General features: G+C 70.3%; 18 protein-coding genes. 5 read left to right on the top strand and 13 right to left on the bottom strand.

Translation table 11 applies throughout. The features are described from left to right. Positions 1–128: 128 nt before the first annotated feature. Positions 129–305, top strand: coding sequence for a hypothetical protein (locus ACFUC1_RS05995; protein ID WP_379117635.1), 177 nt, complete (start codon positions 129–131; stop codon positions 303–305). A 13-nt stretch (positions 306–318) separates the two neighbouring features. Here the strand turns inward: ACFUC1_RS05995 and ACFUC1_RS05990 are convergent, their stop codons facing one another. Continuing rightward, on the bottom strand, positions 319–1602 hold the full coding sequence (locus tag ACFUC1_RS05990) for a hemolysin family protein (protein ID WP_379117633.1): 1284 nt from the start codon (positions 1600–1602) through the stop codon (positions 319–321). Between the two features lie 196 nt (positions 1603–1798). Between ACFUC1_RS05990 and ACFUC1_RS05985 the strand changes: the two genes are divergently transcribed. Both ACFUC1_RS05985 and ACFUC1_RS05980 read left to right on the top strand, forming a co-directional pair. Beyond that, a complete protein-coding gene (locus tag ACFUC1_RS05985; RefSeq protein ID WP_379117630.1) occupies positions 1799–2770 on the top strand; it encodes an ABC transporter ATP-binding protein in 972 nt (323 codons plus the stop codon). Beyond that, the gene (locus ACFUC1_RS05980; RefSeq protein ID WP_379117693.1) at positions 2760–3560 is read left to right on the top strand and encodes an ABC transporter permease subunit; all 801 of its coding nucleotides are present in this window, start codon (positions 2760–2762) and stop codon (positions 3558–3560) included. The genes ACFUC1_RS05985 and ACFUC1_RS05980 overlap by 11 nt, the downstream gene beginning before the upstream one ends. Before the next feature lie 4 nt (positions 3561–3564). Here ACFUC1_RS05980 and ACFUC1_RS05975 read toward each other — a convergent pair whose 3' ends face one another. The 12 genes from ACFUC1_RS05975 to ACFUC1_RS05920 all read right to left on the bottom strand — a co-directional run bounded on the left by ACFUC1_RS05975 (position 3565) and on the right by ACFUC1_RS05920 (position 17091). Further along, a complete protein-coding gene (locus ACFUC1_RS05975) occupies positions 3565–4275 on the bottom strand; it encodes a VIT family protein (protein ID WP_379117628.1) in 711 nt (236 codons plus the stop codon). Positions 4276–4285: 10 nt separating this feature from the next. Continuing rightward, positions 4286–4594: a 4a-hydroxytetrahydrobiopterin dehydratase gene (locus ACFUC1_RS05970; RefSeq protein ID WP_379117626.1), complete on the bottom strand. Its 309-nt coding sequence runs from the start codon at positions 4592–4594 to the stop codon at positions 4286–4288. Positions 4595–4722: 128 nt separating this feature from the next. After that, the gene (locus ACFUC1_RS05965) at positions 4723–5877 is read right to left on the bottom strand and encodes an ABC transporter ATP-binding protein (protein ID WP_379117625.1); all 1155 of its coding nucleotides are present in this window, start codon (positions 5875–5877) and stop codon (positions 4723–4725) included. After that, the gene (locus tag ACFUC1_RS05960; RefSeq protein ID WP_379117623.1) at positions 5874–6908 is read right to left on the bottom strand and encodes an ABC transporter ATP-binding protein; all 1035 of its coding nucleotides are present in this window, start codon (positions 6906–6908) and stop codon (positions 5874–5876) included. Before ACFUC1_RS05960 ends, ACFUC1_RS05965 begins: the two co-directional genes overlap by 4 nt. A 108-nt stretch (positions 6909–7016) precedes the next feature. Continuing rightward, on the bottom strand, positions 7017–8021 hold the full coding sequence (locus tag ACFUC1_RS05955; protein ID WP_379117621.1) for an ABC transporter permease: 1005 nt from the start codon (positions 8019–8021) through the stop codon (positions 7017–7019). Beyond that, a complete protein-coding gene (locus ACFUC1_RS05950) occupies positions 8018–9028 on the bottom strand; it encodes an ABC transporter permease (RefSeq protein ID WP_379117619.1) in 1011 nt (336 codons plus the stop codon). Before ACFUC1_RS05950 ends, ACFUC1_RS05955 begins: the two co-directional genes overlap by 4 nt. A 99-nt stretch (positions 9029–9127) precedes the next feature. Further along, positions 9128–10804: an ABC transporter substrate-binding protein gene (locus tag ACFUC1_RS05945; RefSeq protein ID WP_379117617.1), complete on the bottom strand. Its 1677-nt coding sequence runs from the start codon at positions 10802–10804 to the stop codon at positions 9128–9130. 208 nt (positions 10805–11012) lie between these two features. Next, entirely contained in the window at positions 11013–12053 is a 1041-nt protein-coding gene (locus tag ACFUC1_RS05940; RefSeq protein WP_379117615.1) for an ABC transporter ATP-binding protein, read from the bottom strand. Positions 12054–12058: 5 nt separating this feature from the next. Next, a complete protein-coding gene (locus ACFUC1_RS05935; protein ID WP_379117613.1) occupies positions 12059–13180 on the bottom strand; it encodes an ABC transporter ATP-binding protein in 1122 nt (373 codons plus the stop codon). Then, on the bottom strand, positions 13177–14187 hold the full coding sequence (locus tag ACFUC1_RS05930) for an ABC transporter permease (RefSeq protein WP_379117611.1): 1011 nt from the start codon (positions 14185–14187) through the stop codon (positions 13177–13179). Before ACFUC1_RS05930 ends, ACFUC1_RS05935 begins: the two co-directional genes overlap by 4 nt. Before the next feature lie 94 nt (positions 14188–14281). Next, positions 14282–16048: an ABC transporter substrate-binding protein gene (locus ACFUC1_RS05925; protein ID WP_379117609.1), complete on the bottom strand. Its 1767-nt coding sequence runs from the start codon at positions 16046–16048 to the stop codon at positions 14282–14284. A 47-nt stretch (positions 16049–16095) separates the two neighbouring features. Then, on the bottom strand, positions 16096–17091 hold the full coding sequence (locus tag ACFUC1_RS05920; protein ID WP_379117607.1) for an ABC transporter permease: 996 nt from the start codon (positions 17089–17091) through the stop codon (positions 16096–16098). A 236-nt stretch (positions 17092–17327) separates the two neighbouring features. On the opposite strand from ACFUC1_RS05920, the gene ACFUC1_RS05915 reads away from it, so the two are divergent. Then, positions 17328–17774: a (deoxy)nucleoside triphosphate pyrophosphohydrolase gene (locus tag ACFUC1_RS05915; protein ID WP_379117605.1), complete on the top strand. Its 447-nt coding sequence runs from the start codon at positions 17328–17330 to the stop codon at positions 17772–17774. Between the two features lie 64 nt (positions 17775–17838). Continuing rightward, a complete protein-coding gene (gene typA, locus ACFUC1_RS05910) occupies positions 17839–19722 on the top strand; it encodes a translational GTPase TypA (protein ID WP_379117603.1) in 1884 nt (627 codons plus the stop codon). The last annotated feature ends 73 nt before the right edge of the window (positions 19723–19795 follow it).

Here is a 19795-nt window from a genome sequence, read left to right as displayed (position 1 = left end):
GCGCGGGCCACGCGCGACAGCCGGAAGGACGACGAACCGGTACAACCCTGACAAGCGTCCTCATCCAAATGGTCGAGGACGGCCCGATCGGCGCCCGGCCGGCCGCTGACGGCCGCACACTGCGTCTCGTGATCAAGAGCGTGGCCGTGGGGGTCCTGATCCTCCTGTCGGCGTCGGCCGTCGTGGTCGGCGTCTACAACTACGAGCTGACCAAGACGGTCTGCGCGACGTTCCGCCTGGACCCGCGCCCGATCTCGGCCGTCCCCCCGCGCTTCCTGCCTGCGGGCACCCAGCTCTGCGAGTGACGCGGGCTCCGGCTCAGACCGGGTCCGCCGCCGGACGACGCACCCGGACCTGCGTGACGGCGTGGTGGGCGACGCGGGTCACCTCGATGGTCCAGTCGCCGACGGCGACGACGTCCCCGGGCCGCTCCGGCACGCGGCCGAGCTCCTTGAGGACCAGGCCCGCCACGGTGGCGTAGTCGGTCGAGGGGGTGAGCGCGAGCTCCACCCCGACGTCGGTGAGGTCGTGGACCGGGAAGGTCCCCGGCAACGTGACCGAGCCGTCGTCGTGCCGGTGGGCGGCGAGCACGTCGCGGTCGGTCTCGTCCCAGATCTCGCCGACGAGCTCCTCGAGCAGGTCCTCCAGGGTGACGATGCCGTCGACCGAGCCGTGCTCGTCGACGACGATGGCCATCTGCTGGCGCTCCTCCCTGAACCGCCGCAGGGCCTCCGACACCCGGACGGTGTCCGGGAGCATGAGGGCCGACTGGACGCGTGACCCGACGGGCTCGGCGTCGCCGTGGACCACGGAGCCCCAGTGCACGATGCCCAGGACGCGGTCGAGGTGGTTGCCGCGGGTGATCGGCACGCGGGAGTGCCCGGCGCGTGCCATCTGCTCGCGCGCCTCGGCCACGGGGGTGTCGGCGGGCAGCGCGAGGACCGCACCGCGGGGTACGAGCACCTGGCGCAGGATGCGTTCGTGCAGCTCGAGGGCGCCGCTGATGATCTCGCGCTGGTCGTGGCCGAGCTGGGGGTTGCTCGTGACGAGGTCACGCAGCTCGGCCGCCGACAGCTCCTCGCTCTCGGCGTCGGGACGCCCGCCGAACAGCCGGACCACGACGTTGGTCGAGGCGCTGAGCAGGGCGACGGCGGGCCGCGCCACGGTCGACAGCAGGTCCAGCGGCCGGGCGACCGTCGAGGCCCACGGGAGCGCCCACTGCATCGCCAGCCGCTTCGGGGCGAGCTCGCCGAGCACGAGGGTGAGGAAGGACAGGACCAGCGTCACGACCGCCACGGACAGTGCCTCGGCGGCGGAGCCGAGGAAGCCCAGGTGCGGCACGAGAGGCTCGGCCAGCGACACGGCGGCCGTCGCGGACGCGAGGAAGCCGGCCAGGGTGATGCCGATCTGGATGGTCGCGAGGAACCGGTTGGGGTCGCGGGCCAGGCGCACGAGCCGCTGGGAGCGGGCGGAGCCGTCACGTTCCAGCTGGCGCAGCTGGCCCTCGCGGAGCGAGACGAGGGCCATCTCGCTGCCGGCGAAGACGGCGTTGAGGAGGACGAGCAGGGCGACGAGGGCGATGTCGAGCCAGTAGCCGGACATGGCTGGGTGGGATCACCGGTCCTGGTAGGGGAGAGGGCCTGAGTCGCGTCCAACGACCGGCCGGGCGGGCGGGTTCCGGCCGGGCGGGCGGGTTCCGGCCGGGCGGGCGGGTTCCGGCCGGCCGGGTCCGCCGCCGGGCCCTTCGTCCCTGTGCCGCCGCCGCCGCGCTGGGGCGGGTGTGGTGGAGGAGGCCGCCATGAGCACAGGGAGCCCGCCCACCGTCCGCACGCCCGCCACCGCACCAGAGGTCGCGACGCGCGCCCAGGAACCCGTCGTGCAGACGTCCGGGCTGGGGAAGCGCTTCGGCTCGTTCTGGGCGCTGCGCGACCTCGACCTGCGGATCGAGCCGGGGGAGGTGTTCGGGTACCTGGGTCCCAACGGCGCGGGCAAGACCACCACGCTGCGCCTGCTGATGGGCCTGCTGCGTCCCACTACTGGGTCCGCGACGGTGTGCGGCCACGACGCCTGGGCCGACTCGGTGGCCGTGCGCCGCCGCGTCGGCTACCTGTCCGGTGAGGGCGGCATCTACCCCCGGCTCACGGGGGAGCAGCACGTGGAGTTCCTCGCCTCCCTGCGGGGGCTGCGCCACCACGGACGCGCCCGCGAGCTCGCCGAGCGCTTCGACCTCGACCTCTCACGCCGCGGTGGGGAGCTGTCCCGCGGCAACCGGCAGAAGCTCGCCCTCGTCCTGGCGATGATGGCGCCGGTCGACCTCCTCGTCCTGGACGAGCCGACCAACGGCCTGGACCCGATGGCGCAGCAGGAGTTCAAGCGGTCCGTGCGCGAGCAGGCGCAGGAAGGCGGCGCGGTGCTGCTGAGCTCGCACGTGCTGGCCGAGGTGCAGCGGGTGGCGGACCGGGTGGCTGTGCTCCGGCAGGGCCGGCTCGTCGCCGTCGAGGGCCTCGAGGCGCTCCGCGCCCGGTCGCTCCACCACGTCAGGGCCACGCTCGCGACACCGGTCGACGCCGCGGAGTTCGCGGCCGTGGAGGGGGTGCGCGACCTCTCCGTGCAGGGGCACGACCTCGTCTGCAAGGCGCCCGAGGCGTCGCTGGACGGCGTGGTCAAGGCGCTGAGCCGCCACCGGCTGCGCGACCTGACCTGCACGGAGGCCGAGCTCGAGGAGGCCTTCCTCGGGTACTACACCGGGGGTGGTGACGATGCTGGCTGACGTCTGGCGCAAGACCCTCTTCGACCAGCGGCGGGCGCTGGTGGGCTGGGTCAGCTCGATCGTGCTCGTCGTCCTGCTGTATGCCGCGATCTGGCCGAGCCTGCGCGACCAGCCGTCGATGAGCGACTTCCTCGACCAGATGCCCGAGGCGTTCCGCTCCCTCTTCGCCACCGCCGGGGCGGACATGTCGACGCCGACGGGCTACATCCAGATCGAGCTCATGTCCTTCATGGCTCCCGCGCTGCTCATCATCTACGCGGTCGGCCAGGGCTCTTCCGCGGTCGCCGGCGAGGAGGACCGGCACAGCATCGACCTGCTGCTGGGCGCCCCGGTGAGCCGGACGCGCGTCCTGCTCGACAAGGCGCTGGCCCTGGTCATCGGCACCGTCCTGCTCGTCGTCGTGACGGGGGTGGCCCTGGTGCTGGAGGGGGCGGCGTTCGACCTGCACCTGCCCGTCTCGGGGGTCGTCGCGGCGATGGCGCACCTCGCGGCCCTCGCCCTCGTCTTCGGCGGCGTCGCGCTCGCGGTCGGTGCGGGCACCGGCCACGCGGGGCTCGCCCGAGGCGCTGCGGCGGGACTGGTCGTCGTGGCGTACCTCGTGAACGGGCTGGGGTCGATGGTGGACTGGCTCGAACCCCTCCAGCGGTACTCGCCCTTCTACCAGTACGCGGCGCACGACCCGCTGCGGACCGGCATGTCCTACCCGGCGCTGGCGGTGGCCCTGGCCACCTTCGTGGTCCTCGTCGCCGTGGCCGTCTGGGGCTTCCGCAGGCGCGACGTCCGCGGGTAGCCGGTCAGAGCTGGGTGCCCACCAGTGCGCCGATGCCGTACGTGACGGCCATGGCCAGCACGCCCCCGCCGACGTTGCGCAGCACGGCCGGCCGCACCCGGGCACCGCCGAGCCGTGCGCTGGCCCAGCCGGTGACTGCGAGGGCGATGGCCACGGCGACCGCCGTGACCCACACCCGCGCCGACACGGGGACGACGAGGATGGCGACGAGGGGGAGCAGGGCGCCGACGGTGAAGGCCAGCATCGAGGCCCAGGCCGCGTGCCACGGGTTGGTCAGCTCGTTGGGGTCGATGCCCAGCTCGGCCTCGGCGTGCGCCCCGAGGGCGTCGTGCTCGGTGAGCTGCACGGCGACCTCGCGGGCGAGCTCGGGGCTGAGCCCCTTGGCCCGGTAGATCTCGGTGAGCTCCGCGAGCTCCTCCTCCGGCATCTCGCGCAGCTCGCGCTCCTCCTTGGCCAGCAGCGCCTTCTCGGTGTCGCGCTGGGTGCTCACCGAGACGTACTCGCCGGCCGCCATGCTCATCGCACCGGCGGCCAGGCCGGCGACGCCCGCGGTGAGGATCGCGCCGCGGTCGGTGGTCGCGGCTGCGACACCGATGACGATGCCGGCGGTCGACACGATGCCGTCGTTGGCGCCGAGCACCCCCGCCCGCAGCCAGTTGAGCCGCTGCCCGATGCCCTGGGCGTGGGCCTCGCCCGTGTGCGGGATCCTGCTCACCTCGGTCTCCTCACTCACCGGACGTCGCCCCCCGACGGGCGGCTGCCTCGCGGATGCGGTGCGCCAGCTCGACGTCGAGCTGGGTGAGGCCGCCCTCGGAGTGGGTGGCACAGGTGAACCGGACCCTGCGCCACCGGATGTCGATGTCGGGGTGGTGGTCCATCTGCTCGGCGTCCTGGGCCACGTCGTCGACGAGGCGGATCGCGGTGGGGAAGTCCGGCGCCTCGTAGGTGGCGCGGATCGCGTTCCCGTCGCGCCCCCACCCGGGCAGGTCGCGCAGCTGGCGACCGATCTCCTCGTCGTTCAGCAACCTGGGCATGGTCACACTCTGGCAAGGACCGTGCCGCCTGTCATGGAAGGCGAGCCTCACCTGCCCAGCCACCGGACAGCGGTATGCCGCGTGCGCAGGCGCGCACGTGGCATACCGCTGGGTGGTGGTCTCGGCGCTCAGAGGGCTTCCTGCACCGAGGCCGGGCCCATGAAGTCGGCGTCGCCGCCCTCCTCGTGCTGCTCGGTGGCCACGGCCTTGACCTCGTGCTGCTGCAGCTCGCCCGAGGCGATCTGCTCCGCCCAGTGGCACGCCACGCGGTTGCTGCCGGGGACGCCGGCGACCTCGACGACGCGCAGCTGCGGCCGGTCGGTGTCGCACTTCGTCTCCTGCCGCCACGGGCACCGGGTGTGGAACCGGCAGCCGTTCGGCGGGTTGGCGGGCGAGGGGAGGTCGCCGGTCAGCAGGATGCGCTCGCGGCGGTCCTCGACGAGCGGGTCCGGCACGGGCACCGCCGACATGAGCGCCCGCGTGTACGGGTGGAGCGGGCGGTCGTACAGGTCCTCCGCCTCGCCCTCCTCGACCAGGGAGCCGAGGTACATGACGCCGATCCGGTCGCTGATGTGCCGGACCACGGCCAGGTCGTGGGCGATGACCAGGTAGGTCAGGCCGTACTCGTCCTGGAGCTCCTCGAGCAGGTTGATGACCTGTGCCTGCACCGAGACGTCGAGCGCCGAGACCGGCTCGTCCGCGACGATCACCTTGGGGTTGACCGACAGCGCCCGGGCGATCCCGATGCGCTGGCGCTGGCCGCCGGAGAACTCGTGCGGGTACTTGCGCAGCGCGGCCGGGGGCAGGCCGACGGCCTCGAGCAGCTCGCGCAGCCGGGCCGAGGCCTGCTTCTCGTCCTTGGCCAGGCCGTGCGCCTTCATCCCCTCGAGCAGCAGCGACTCGACCGACTGGCGGGGGTCGAGGCTGCCCATGGGGTCCTGGAAGACCATCTGGATGTCCTGGCGCTTGCGCCGCAGCTCCTCGCCCTTGAGGGAGGCGATGTCGACCCCGTCGAACTCGACGCTGCCCGCGGTGGGCGGCTCGAGGTTGAGGATGGCTCGGCCGAGGGTGGACTTGCCGCAGCCCGACTCGCCGACCAGGCCGTAGGTCTCGCCCTTGCGGATCTGCAGGTCCACCCCGTCGACGGCGTAGACGTGGCCTACGGTGCGGTCGACGATGACGCCCTTCTTGATGGGGAAGTGGACCTTCACGCCCTTGACGTCGACGAGGACCTCGCGGTCGTCGGCGCTGCCCGTCGAGCGGGTCTCGGCGGTGGCGGTCATCGGGTCTCCTCCTGGCCGGGGCGCACGGGGTTGAAGCAGCGCAGGGCCCGCGAGCCCTCCTCGACGAGCTCGGGCATGTGGTGCACGCACTCGTCGACCGTGTTCGGGCACCGGGGCGCGAACGCGCAGGCCGACGTCCACGGCAGGTTGTCGGCGACCGACCCGGGGATCGGGTGCAGGCGCTCGCCGCGGGAGCCGTCGAGCCGGGGGATCGAGCCGAGCAGCCCGGTGGTGTACGGGTGCCGCGGCTCGGCGAACAGCGGGTGCCGGTCGCCGCGCTCGACGATCTTGCCGCCGTAGAGGACGTTGACGCGGTCCACGAGGCCGGCGACGACGCCGAGGTCGTGCGTGATCATGATCAGCGCGGTCCCGGTGTCCTCGACGAGCTCCTTGAGCAGCGCCAGGATCTGCGCCTGGATGGTCACGTCCAGGGCGGTCGTCGGCTCGTCGGCGATGAGCAGCCGCGGCTCGCAGGCCAGGGCCATCGCGATGAGGGCACGCTGGCGCATGCCGCCGGAGAGCTGGTGCGGGTAGTCCCTGAGCCGGCGGTCCGGGTCCGGGATGCCGACCTTGTCGAGCATCTCGCGGGCGATGGGCCGGGCGGCCTTGCGGGACAGGCCGCGGTGCCGCTCGAGCACTTCGGTCACCTGCAGCCCGATCGGGACGACGGGGTTCAGCGACGACAGCGGGTCCTGGAAGATCATGCCCAGGTCGCGGCCACGCCGGTCGCGCATCTGGTCGCGGGACTCCTTGAGCAGGTCGGCGCCGTTGAACAGCACCTCGCCCTCGACGGTCACCCCCCGGGTGGGGAGCAGGCCCATGATCGCCAGCGACGTCACCGACTTGCCGCAGCCGGACTCGCCGACGAGGCCGACGGTCTGGCCGGGGCGGACGTCGAAGCTGACACCGTCGACTGCCACGAAGGGCTCGTCCCCGGAACGGCGGAACGTGACGCGCAGGTCGCGGACCGACAGCAGCGGCTCGCTGCCGTCGGTGCGCGAGGTGCGGACGTTCTCGATGGTCTCGGTCATGCGACGGCTCCCTGAGGACACGAGCGACGGAGGAGCTGGGTCCCACGCTCTGCGTGGGCGGCCCGCAAGGGTGAGGAGCGCGGCCAGTTGCGTTCGGTCATGCGGCCGTTACCTCCGGCTCTTGGGGTCGAGGGCCTCGCGCAGCGACTCACCCATGAGGGTGAAGCCCAGGGCCACCACGATGATGCACAGCGCGGGCCACACGGCGAGGGCCGGGTTGTCGTAGATGTACTCCTGGGCGGCGCCGAGCATCTGGCCCCACTCGGGCTGGCGGTCATCGGGGTTGCCGACACCCAGGAAGGACAGCGCGGCAGCGTCGATGATCGCACCGGCGAGCACGAGGGTCGCCTGGACGATGACGGGGCCCAGCGCGTTCGGCAGCATGTGCCGGAAGACGATGGCGGACCGCTTCACGCCGAGGGCCCTCGCCGCGAGCACGTGGTCGCTGGCCCGTTGCGCGAGCATCGAGCCCCGCAGCAGGCGGGCGAAGATCGGGACCTCGACCACAGCGATGGCGATGATCACGGTCCACTGGCTCGGCTTGGAGGCCAGCGCCGCGATCGACACGGCGAGCAGCAGCGACGGGATCGACAGCATCACGTCGACGACGCGCATCACGAGCGAGTCGACCCAGCCGCCGAAGGCGCCCGCGAGGGTGCCGAGGGTGAGTCCGCCGACGAAGCCGAAGACGGTCGCCAGGACGCCGACGATGAGGGTCTGCCGGCTGCCGACGATCAGGCGCGACAGGATGTCGCGGCCGACCGAGTCCGCGCCGAGCGGGTAGCCCGGCTGGGCTCCCGGGATCGGGTTGGTCTGCGGGCGCACCTGGTTGAGCAGCAGGTGGGCGGTCGGGTCGTGCGGTGCCAGCAGCGGGGCGAAGATCGCGAGCAGGATGAACAGCGCGCTGATCGTCGCCCCGAGCAGGAACACGGGGTTGCCACGCAGCCGCCGCCAGGCGCTCGCGATGAGTGAGACACCAGCCGACTCCTCGACGTGCCCTGCGTCGCCGACGGATCGGTCGGCCAGCGCCACGCCACCGCCGGCGGTGGCGGCGAGGTCGTCGATGCGCTGTTTCTTCGTACTGGGGTTGAGGGGGTTGGGCACCGGCTTCACCTCGTCCGGATTCGGGGGTCGATCACGGCATACGCGATGTCGACCAGGAGGTTGATGACGACGAAGGTGATGGCGAACATCAGCAGCAGCACCTGCAGCACGGCGTAGTCGCGGCGCTCGAAGGACAGCGCCGTCGCCTCGCCGAGGCCGCCCCAGCTGAACACCCGCTCGGTCAGGACCGCGCCGACGAGCAGGCCACCGGTCTGCAGGCCGATGGTGGTGACGACGGGCAGCAGCGCGTTGCGCAGGATGTGCCGGCCGCGGATGACGCGGCTGGTCAGGCCCTTGGACTCGGCCGTGCGCACGTAGTCCTCGTCCATGACCTCGAGCACCGCCGCGCGGGTGATGCGGAAGATCACGGCGAACGGGATCGTGGCGAGCGCGAGCCCCGGCAGGATCAGGTGCTCGATCGCGTTCCATGCCGAGTCCCACTCCCGCGTGAGCAGGCCGTCGAGGACGAAGAAGCCGGTGACCCGGGTGGCGTCGATGCTGGAGTCCTGGCGGCCGGAGACGGGCAGCCAGTGCAGCTGGATCGCGAAGAAGTACTTGAGCAGGAAGGCCAGGAAGAACACCGGCACCGCGACGCCGATCAGCGACCCGACCACCGACAGGTTGTCGAACCACGAGGCGCGGCGACGCGCGGCGAGGTAGCCCAGCGGGATGCCCACGGCCACCGCCAGGACGATGGCGAAGACGGAGAGCTCGATCGTCGCGGGGAGCCGCTGCAGGAAGATGTCGAACGCGTCGGTGCCGGCCTGGACCCCCGTGCTGGCGCCGAACTGTCCGTGGAGGGCGCGGTTGAGGAACTCCCAGTACTGGACGTAGATGGGTTGGTCGAGACCGAGGGCCTTCTCCAGCGCGGCCCGGCGCGCTGGGGTGGCCCGCTCGCCGAGCATGGCGGACACGGTGCCGCCGGGCAGGGACCGCAGCCAGAGGAAGACGAGCATCGAGAGCACGATGACCACGCCCACCATCTGGAGCAGCCGTCTGAGGATGAATCTGAGCACGGGGGGACGATCTCCTTCAGTCGCGGCTGTGGCCGTCCCAGCGACTGCGCTGGGACGGCCACAGCCTTGAGGGAGTGCTGACCGAGGTCAGCCCTCGGGTCACTTGCTGACGGTCACCGTCGAGAAGGTCTCCGCGGTGAGGGGGCTGGGGACGAGGCCCTTCACCTTGCTGCTCACGACGAGTGCCGGCGGGGAGTGGCTGATCGCCAGGCCCGGCAGGTAGTCCTCCTGGATCTGCTGGTTGATCTTCTCGTAGGCCGCGGAGCGCTGCGACTCGTCGACGATCGAGTCCGCCGCGTCGAGGTCCTTCGACAGCTGCGCGCCGTAGGAGGTCACGCTGGTGTGGAAGTCGTTGGCCTTGAGGTTGGAGAAGAACGTGCCGATGAAGTTGTCGGCCGAGTTGTAGTCACCGGTCCAGCCGAGCAGCCACGCGTCGTAGCCGCCGTTGTCGACGGTGTCGAGGTAGCCACCGTTCCACGGCTTGGTGCTGACGTTGACCTTGATGCCGACGTTCTCGAGGTCACCGCGCAGGGCCTCGTAGATCTTCTGCGGGTTCGGCATGTACGGCCGCGAGACGTCCGACGGGTAGGCGAAGTTGAGGGTCATGCCCTCGGCGCCCGCCTCCTTGAGGAGCTGCTTGGCCTTGGCCGGGTCGTACGGGTAGGGCTGCAGCGACTTGTTGTAGCCGCTGACGGTCTCCGGCATGAACTGGGTCGCGACGGTCGCGCCCTCGGGCAGCTGGGTCTTGACCAGCTGGTCGCGGTTCATGGCGTAGTAGAGGGCCTGGCGGACCTTGAGGTCCTTGAGCTTGGGGTTGTGCTGCGGGTTCAGGCCGACGTACAGGATGTTGAACGCCGGGCGGATGAGCAGCTTGTTGCCCGCGTCCTTGAGGCCCTTCCAGTCGGCCGGGTTCGGCAGGTCGTAGCCGTCGATGCTGCCGGCCTCGAGCTCCTGACGACGGGTCGACTCGTCGGGGATGATCTTGAAGATGATCTTCTTGGTCTTCGGCTTCTCGCCCCAGTAGGAGTCGTTGGCGACGAGGGTGACGGTCTTGTTCGCCTCGTCGAACTTCTCCAGCTTGTACGGGCCGGTGCCGACCGGGTTCTTGGAGTATGCCGGGTAGCCGAAGCCGTCGCCCTGCTTGGTGACGTTGTTGGCGTCGCCCGCCTTCAGCGCCTTCGGCGACTGCATCGAGAAGGAGTCCAGCGACAGGGCGGTCGGGAACTTCGAGGTCGGGCGGCTGATCTTGATGACGGCCGTCATGTCGTCCTTGGCGGTGCAGCCCTGGTAGAGCGCGTTCTTCGCGTCGGACTTGAACGAGCCCATCACGTCGGCCCAGTAGCCGGCGGGACCGCCGGCGGCGACCTCGTTCTGGTCGAACATGCGCTCGAAGTTGTAGCAGACGGCTGCGGCGTTGAACGGCGTGCCGTCCCAGAACTTGACGCCCTGGCGGAGGGTGAACGTCCACTCCTTGCCGTCCGACGACGACTCCCACTTGGTGGCGAGCTCCGGCTGGATGTCGGCGGTGCCCGGCTTGATGCCGACCAGGCCCTCCATCATCTGCCGCGTGACCCGGAAGGTCTCCCCGTCGGTGGCGTAGAAGGGGTCGAACAGCTCGGGGGCGCCCGCGGCGCCGAACGTGAGCGTGTCCTTGATGTTGCCGGCGCTGCCCGAGGAGCCGCTGCCGTTGTCCCGGTTGGACTGGGCGCAGGCGGCAAGGGAGAGGGCCAGCGTCGTCGCCAAGGCGACCGGGGCCGCCTTCCGCGTGAACTTCATGAATACCTCGCTTGTGTGCGAACTCTGGTCGACCCGGTCGGGCGCCAGGGCGTGCTGTCGTACCCCGTTCGGGCACGCCGGAGCGGATCCCTTCACGGTTGGTGGCCGACCATAGCGAGAAGTTCCGTGCGAAAGCCGCGGCGCAGCGCAAATTAACAAAAGTGAGACACAGGCCCGAAGGCGCGCGTTTCGGGCATGTGAACGCCGGTCAGGCGGTGGCGGCCGACTCCTCGACGGAGGGACCCGACGGGGCGTTCTCAGGGAAGTGACAGGCCACCCGGTGCCCGGGACCGAGCTCGACGAGCTGGGGCTCGACCGTCCGGCACACCTCCTGCGCCTTCCAGCACCGCGTGTGGAAGCGGCAGGCCGGCGGCGGGTTGATCGGGCTCGGGACGTCGCCCTGGAGCCGGATGCGCTCGCGGTGGCGACGGCGCTGGGTGTCGGGGATGGGGACGGCCGACATCAGCGCCGTGGTGTACGGGTGCATGGGGGTCGCGTAGAGGGAGTCGCGGTCGGCGATCTCGACCATCTTCCCGAGGTACATCACCGCGACCCGGTCGGACATGTGCCGGACCACGGACAGGTCGTGGGCGATGACGACGTAGGTCAGGCCGAGCTCGTCCTGCAGGTCCTCGAGCAGGTTGATGACCTGGGCCTGGATCGAGACGTCGAGGGCCGAGACCGGTTCGTCGGCCACGATCAGCTTGGGCTTGAGCGCCAGGGAGCGCGCGATGCCGATTCGTTGGCGCTGGCCGCCGGAGAACTCGTGCGGGTAGCGGTTGTAGTGCTCGGGGTTGAGGCCGACGAGCTCGAGGAGGTCCTGCACGGCCCGCTTGACCCCGTTGGGGGTCTCGATGCCCTGGAGCCGGAACGGCGCCCCGACGATGGTGCCCACCGTGTGGCGCGGGTTCAGCGACGAGAACGGGTCCTGGAAGATCATCTGCACGTCACGACGCAGTGGCCGCATGCGGGCGGTGGACAGGTGCGTGATGTCCCGACCCTCGAAGAGGATCTGGCCACCGCTCGGCTCGATCAGCCGGGTCAGCATTCGGCCGGTCGTCGTCTTCCCGCACCCCGACTCCCCGACCAGCGCGAGCGTCTCGCCGACGTGCACGTCGAAGGTCAGGCCGTCCACGGCCTGCACGGCGCCGACCTGGCGCTGCAGCAGGCCCTTGCGGATCGGGAAGTGCTTGGTGAGCTCGCGGACCTGCAGCAGGGGTCCGTCGGCGGGCGTGGCGGGCGTCGTCACAGTGGTCAGCTCCGTGCTCCGAGAGAGGGCTGGATCTCCTGGGACCAGATCTCCTCCCGGTCCTTGGCGTCGAGGTGGCAGGCGATGTGGTGGTGGGGAGCGATCTCGCGGAACTCGGGCCGCTCGGTGGTGCAGGGTGAGCCGACCCGGTCGCGGAACCGGCACCGCGGGTGGAACGGGCAGCCCGGGGGCACCCGGATGAGGCTCGGCGGCGTTCCCGGGATCGGCAGCAGCCGCTCGGTCGTCTCGCGGTCGAGGCGGGGCATCGAGCCGAGCAACCCCCAGGTGTAGGGGTGCTGGGGATGGTTGAACACGTCGTCGGCGGCCGAGTACTCCACCGATCGCCCGGCGTACATGACGAGGATGTCGTCTGCCAGCTCGGCGACGACGCCCAGGTCGTGGGTGATGATGATGACCGCCGAGTTGAACTCGCCCTGCAGGTCGCGGATGAGGTCGAGGATCTGGGCCTGGACCGTCACGTCCAGGGCAGTGGTCGGCTCGTCGGCGATGAGCAGGTCGGGGTCGCACGAGAGCGCCATGGCGATCATGGCGCGCTGCCGCATGCCGCCGGAGAACTGGTGCGGGTAGTCGTCCACCCGCCGGCTCGGCTGCGGGATGCCCACACGGTCCAGCATGTCGATGGCGTGCTTGCGCGCGACCGCCTTGGAGACGTCGTTGTGCACGCGGTACGCCTCGATGATCTGGTGGCCGACGGTGTAGAAGGGGTGCATCGCCGACAGCGGGTCCTGGAAGATCATCGCCATCCGCTTGCCGCGCAGGCTGCGGACCAGGTCGCGCGAGGCGCCCACCAGCTCGGTGCCGCCGAGCAGGATCGACCCGTGCATCTGCACGGAGTCGGGGTCGTGCAACCCCATGATCGACAGGCTCGTCACGCTCTTGCCCGACCCCGACTCGCCGACGATGCCGAGGGTCTTCCCGCGCGCCAGGTCGAACGACAGCCCGTCGACCGACCTGACCACGCCGTCGTCGGTGGGGAAGTGGACCTGCAGGTTGCGCACCGACAGGAACGCGTCCTCGGGTGCGGGTCCCAGCCCGCCCAGTCCGTGGTCGTCGTTCGACGGGCCGGGGACCGGGAGTGCGGCACCCCGCCGCTCCTCGCGGGTCATCGACGGACCCTCGGGTCGACGACGGCGTACAACAGGTCGACCACCAGGTTGGACATCACGATGAAGAACGCGGCGACGAGGGTGACCCCCAGGATCCTCGGGAGGTCCTGGTTGTCGATCGCGTCCACCGTGTACTTGCCGAGTCCGTTGAGCGAGAAGGTCTTTTCCGTCAGCACGGCGCCTCCGAGCAGCAGGCCGAGGTCGAGCCCGAAGATGGTCAGGATTGGGGTGAGCGCACCGCGCAGGCCGTGGCGCAGCACGACGGTGCGCTCGGACAGGCCCTTCGCGCGGGCGGTACGGATGTAGTCCTCGTTCATCGTCTCGAGCATGCCGGCGCGCGTGAGCCGTGCGTACTGGGCGGAGAACAGGAAGGCGAGGGTGATCCAGGGGAGGAGCAGGTCGTAGGCCCAGCTGAGCGGGTTCTGGGTGATCGGCGTGTAGGAGCCGCCCGCCGCGAAGATGGGGATCTGGTAGCTGAAGAACGCCAGCCCGATCAGGCCGGTGAAGAAGATGGGCAGCGACACGCCCCCGAGCGCCGCGGACATGGCGGCACGGTCGAAGAACGAGCCTCGGCGCAGGGCCGACACGACACCGGTGGCCACGCCTGCGAAGAGCCACAGGATCGAGGCACCGGCGGCCAGCGAGAACGTCACGGGCGCGCGGTCGACGATGTCCGGCCAGACGGGGGTCTTGCTCTGGAACGAGAAGCCCAGGCAGGGCGCGGGGCAGTGCTCGATCTCGGCCCCCATGTTGTAGTCCTGGCCCACGAAGACCGCCTTGAGCCAGTGCCAGTACTGCAACCACACGGGGTCGTAGAAGCCGAGGGCCTGGGCCGTCGCCTTGACCGTCTGGGCGGTCGCGCTGCGTCCGACGTACCTCGTCGCCAGGGTCTCGGGCGTGGCCCCGGCCCACCGGGGGAAGAGGTAGAAGATCGCGAAGACGACCATGCTGACGATCAGCAGGAGGATCGCTGCCGCGACCAGTCTGCGGAGGATGTAGGTCACCACGTTGGTTGCCGTGACGGCCGGCCCGGGTCGGGCCCGGACCGGCCGTCGGAGGCGTTCACCTGCCTTGGCTCAGAGTGGACTGTCGGTCACCGGGTCACGGCTTGCCGAGGGACAGGTAGTCGTACATGCCGAACTGCGGGTTGACGAAGACGTTCGTGAGGTTCTTCCCGCGCAGCAGCAGGCTCTTGGCGTAGACGCCGGGGTAGATCACGGCCTGGTCCATGACCGCCTTGTCGACCTGGCCCCAGATGGCGTTGCGCTTGGTGACGTCGAGCTCGGTCGCCGCCTGGTCGAGGAGCTGGTCGACCTGCGGGAGCCGGACGCTGGTGTTCGAGGAGCCGCCGGTGTCCCGGATCACGCGGCTGTCGGTGATCTGGGACAGGAAGCCGTACCCGTCGTTCCAGTCCGCGCCCCAACCGTTGATCACGAGGCCGAGGTCGTTCTTGACCACGAACGGCGGGTTGCCGGCGTAGGTCGAGAAGTAGTCCTTCTTGGCGTAGCCCTTGGGGGTCACCTTGATCCCGACCTTGGCCAGCTGCTGCTGCCAGGCCTCGGCGGCCGCCTTCTCCTTGGGCCGCTCGTTGCGGTAGGAGATGTTGGTGGAGAAGCCGTTCGGCTGCCCGCACTTGCCGAGGTACTCCTTCGCCTTGGCGAGGTCACCCTTGCCGCCCGGGGTCGGGTAGTCGTCGAACTTCTGGTAGCCCGGGATGACGGGGGGCAGCAGCGTCGTGGCCTGGTCGCCGCCGGCGAACGGGCCGCCGTACGCCGTCTGGTAGGACGTGCGGTCCATGGCGTACTCGACCGCGATGCGGCAGTTGATGTTGTCGAACGGCTTCACCGTCGGGTTGATCGAGGTGTACCAGAGGCGGGCGAGCGTGGCGTTGTCGGCCCGCGCCTTCAGGGTCGGGTCGGACAGCACCCGGCTCTGCGTGGCGGGCGTGACACCCGTGCCCACGGCGGCGATGTCGAGGTCGCCGGCGACGATCCGGTTGTCGATGTCGTCGCTGTTGACGTTCATGTCGTACTCGTAGCCGTCAGGCAGGGCCTTGCGGTTCGGGTCCGTGCTCGCGCTCCAGTTCGGGTTCCGCTTGAGCGTGAAGCTCTTGCCCGAGGCGTAGGTGTCGAACATGTACGGGCCGCTGGAGACCACGTGCTCCTTGTACTTCGCACCCGTGTCCTTCGCCTGCGGCACGGGGGCCGTCTGCGGCGTCATGGCCAGGTAGTCGAAGCTGGAGAACGGGGCCTTGAGGTGGAAGACGATCGTCAGGTCGTCCGGGGTCGAGATCGCCGAGTCGGTGTTCATGCCCTTGGACTTGTACGGACCCGCCCAGCCCTTGGGCCAGTTGAGCAGCGAGTCGTAGTAGGTCGGGCCGTCGGGGAAGGTCGTCTTGTCGGTCGAGCGCTCGACGCCGTACTTGACGTCCTTGGACGTGATGGGCGTGCCGTCCTCGAACTTCAGGCCGGAGCGCAGCTTGTACGTCCAGGTCTTGCCACCGTCGGTCGCCTTGCCCAGGCCTTCGGCCAGGTCGCCGACCAGCTGGTTGCTCTTGTCACCCGGCGCCACGGTGAACATCGTGAGCGACCGCGTGTAGAGGCGGATGAAGTCCCACGTGTAGCCGTAGTACGTGTCGCCCGGGTCGGTGCTGTCCGGCTCGCCCTCGTCGGCGAACTTGACGATGCCGCCCTTCTTGTCGGAGGGGTTGTAGACGGCCTTCACCGCGGCGTTGAAGCTGGGGGTGGCGGATCCCCCGGACCCCCCGGAGCCCGACGACGACGTGGTGCCCCCGCCCCCCGCGCAGGCGGCCAGGCCCAGCGCCGCGACCGCGGTGATGGCCGTGATTGCCGCTCTTCCAGATCTCATGGTGTGTTCACCCTTTCGTGGTGTTTCAGAGGGCCGAGCGCCGTGGGTCAACGGGCTCGGGGGTCGAGGGCGTCCCGCAGTCCGTCGCCGAACAGGTTGAACGCGAGCACGGTCACGAAGATCGCGAGTCCGGGCCAGAGCAGGAAGTGCGGCATCGTGTAGTACGTCACTGCGTCGGAGAGCATGCCGCCCCACGAGGCGGTCGGGGGCTGGATGCCGACGCCGAGGAACGACAGGGCGGCCTCGAACAGGATGTTCGTGGGGATCAACAGGGTCGCGTAGACGAGGATGGGCGCGAGCAGGTTCGGCAGCATCTCCCGCACCAGGATGTACGGCGAGCGTGCGCCGAGCCCCTTGGCTGCGTCGACGAACTCGCGCTCGCGCAGGGACAGTGCCTGCCCGCGGACGATGCGCCCGATGTAGGGCCAGTTGAAGAACCCGATGATGAAGATCAGCATGACGATGCGCAGCGCGTCGCCGGAGAGGCCGAAGGCCTTGTCAGGCACGACCCCGGCCAGGGCGATGGCGAAGACCAGGAGCGGGAACGCGAGGAAGACGTCCATGAGACGACTGATCGCCGCGTCCACCCAGCCGCCCACGTAGCCCGCGACGATCCCGAGCGTGGAGCCGATGAGGACCGACAGCAGGGTGGCGAAGAAGGCGATGAGCAGGGAGATCCGGGAGCCGTACACGACCCGGCTGAACAGGTCGCGTCCGTTGACCGGCTCGACACCCATGAGGAACTTCCACGACATCCCGCCCAGGGGACCCTTGGCACCCAACGTGCCGTTCTCGGTGTCCACGAGGTTCTGGTGGAACTCGTTCGGCGGGTGTCCGAGGACCTTGACGATGAGGGGCGCGAAGACCGCCACGAGGATGAGGAACACCAGCACGGCGCCGCCGGCCATGGCGACCCTGTCCCGGCGCAGGCGACGCCACGCGATCTGGCCGAGCGACCGGCCCTCGATGCGTGACTCACCGAGGAGGACGTCCTCGGGCTGGGGTCCGGAGCCGGTGGGGCTGACCTCGAGGGGCACCGTCATGGGTGGGACAAACCTCCGTCGCGTCGACGCGCCGTCGGACTGCCGGGATCGGGTGATCAGGGCTCGCCGGTGGTGGGCGAGTTGAGTGTGGTCCTTCCGGTTCACGGGGTGAAGCGACGTCAGGTCAGTGATGCCGAATCGTGACGTGGTGGAGATTCTCCTGTTGCGGACGCCGCGTTGCCTCGATCCTGCGGCAGGATGGGACACCTCAGGACGATCCATGCAAACGGGGGCAGATGACCGAGGACGCAGCGCTTGCAGGTGGTTCCTCCCTGCGTCCGGTCGCCGGGGCTGCGGTCGTCGACGACCTCGTGGCACCGACCCGGCTGCTCGCCGCGCGCCGGACCGAACCCCCTGCGCTGGCCGGCGGGTGGGAGTTCCCCGGCGGCAAGGTCGACCCCGGTGAGGGCGTCGTCGAGGCCCTTCGGCGCGAGCTCCTCGAGGAGCTGGGTGTGGAGGTCGAGGTGGGGGAGGTGCTCCCCGGGCCGCTGCCCGACGGGCGGTGGCCCCTCGGCGGTGCCTACGCGATGACCGTCTACTGGGCGCGCGTCACCTCGGGGGAGCCGGCCCCCATCGAGGACCACGACGAGCTCCGCTGGCTCGGGGCTGACGAGCTGTATGCCGTGCCCTGGCTCCCCGCGGACCTCCCGATCGTCGACGCCGTCGCGGCCCGCCTGCGCTGAGCACGAGCGGGCCCGGCCGGGGCCGTGGTCATCGCGGCCCCGAAACCCTGAGACAATGGTCTTCATGCCCATGAAGACCCGCGACGACATCCGCAACGTCGCCATCGTTGCCCACGTCGACCACGGAAAGACCACCCTCGTCGACAAGATGCTCTGGGAGGCCGGCGCGTTCGGCGAGCACCAGCACGTCGACGAGCGTGCGATGGACAGTGGCGACCTCGAGCGCGAGAAGGGCATCACCATCCTCGCGAAGAACACGGCGATCCACTACCGCGGCAAGGCCGCGGCGGACGCCGGCCTCGCGGACGGCGCCACCATCAACATCATCGACACCCCCGGCCACGCCGACTTCGGCGGCGAGGTCGAGCGCGGCCTGTCGATGGTCGACGGCGTCGTGCTCCTCGTGGACGCCTCCGAGGGCCCGCTGCCGCAGACCCGCTTCGTGCTGCGCAAGGCGCTGGCCGCGAAGATGCCGGTCGTCCTGTGCATCAACAAGGTGGACCGCCCCGACAGCCGGATCGCCGAGGTCGTCGACGAGGTCTACGAGCTGTTCATGGACCTCGACGCCGACGAGCACCAGATCGAGTTCCCCATCGTCTACGCCTCGGCCAAGGCCGGGCGCGCGTCCCTGAACCGTCCCGAGAACGGCGGCCTGCCGGACGCCGACAACCTCGAGGCGCTGTTCGAGACCATCCTCGGCACCATCCCCGCGCCGACCTACGACGACGAGGCGCCCCTGCAGGCCCACGTCACCAACCTCGACGCGTCCAACTTCCTCGGCCGCCTCGCCCTGCTGCGCGTGCACAACGGCACGATCAGGAAGGGCCAGCAGGTCGCCTGGATCAAGACCGACGGCAGCACCGAGCGGGTCAAGATCACCGAGCTGCTCATGACCGAGGCGCTCGAGCGCAAGCCCGCGGAGTCGGCCGGCCCCGGCGACATCATCGCCATCGCGGGCATCCCCGACATCATGATCGGCGAGACCCTGGCCGACGCCGAGAACCCCGTGGCGCTGCCGGTCATCACCGTCGACGAGCCGGCCATCTCGATGACCATCGGCACCAACACCAGCCCCATGGTGGGACGGGTCCGCGGCTCCAAGGTCACCGCCCGCATGGTCAAGGACCGCCTCGACAAGGAGCTCGTCGGCAACGTCTCGCTGCGGGTCCTGCCGACCGAGCGCCCCGATGCCTGGGAGGTCCAGGGCCGTGGCGAGCTCGCGCTCGCGATCCTCGTCGAGCAGATGCGCCGCGAGGGCTACGAGCTCACCGTCGGCAAGCCGCAGGTGGTCACCAAGCAGGTCGACGGCAAGCTGCACGAGCCCGTCGAGCGCCTCACCATCGACACCCCCGAGGAGTTCCTCGGCGCCATCACCCAGATCCTGGCCGCCCGCAAGGGCCGCATGGAGCAGATGGTCAACCACGGCACCGGCTGGATCCGGATGGAGTTCCTCGTGCCGAGCCGCGGCCTCATCGGCTTCCGCACCGAGTTCCTCACCGAGACCCGCGGCACCGGCATCGCCCACCACGTGTTCGAGGACTACGAGCCGTGGTTCGGCACCATCACGACCCGCGTCAGCGGGTCGCTGGTCGCCGACCGCCAGGGTGTCGTCACGGCATACGCCATGGTGAACCTGCAGGAGCGCGGCACGCTGTTCACCGACCCGGGCACCGAGGTGTACGAGGGCATGATCGTCGGCGAGAACTCCCGCGCCGACGACATGGACGTCAACATCACCAAGGAGAAGAAGCTCACCAACGTGCGCGCCTCCTCCTCGGACAACTTCGAGAAGATCGTCCCGCCGCGCAAGCTCAGCCTCGAGCAGAGCCTGGAGTTCTGCCGCGAGGACGAGTGCGTCGAGGTCACCCCCGACGCGGTCCGCATCCGCAAGGTCGAGCTCGACCAGACCCTGCGCGCCCGCGCGGCTGCCCGGGCGCGCAGCGCCTGACCCGGGGAGGCCGGCGCGTGAGGGACGCTCGTCTGCCCCTCGGGCGCGCGCTGGTCGCGGGGGGGCTCGGGGT

Source organism: Pedococcus sp. NPDC057267 (assembly GCF_042668795.1).
Classification (GTDB): domain Bacteria; phylum Actinomycetota; class Actinomycetes; order Actinomycetales; family Dermatophilaceae; genus Pedococcus.
This window is presented reverse-complemented; position numbering and strand designations above follow the sequence as displayed.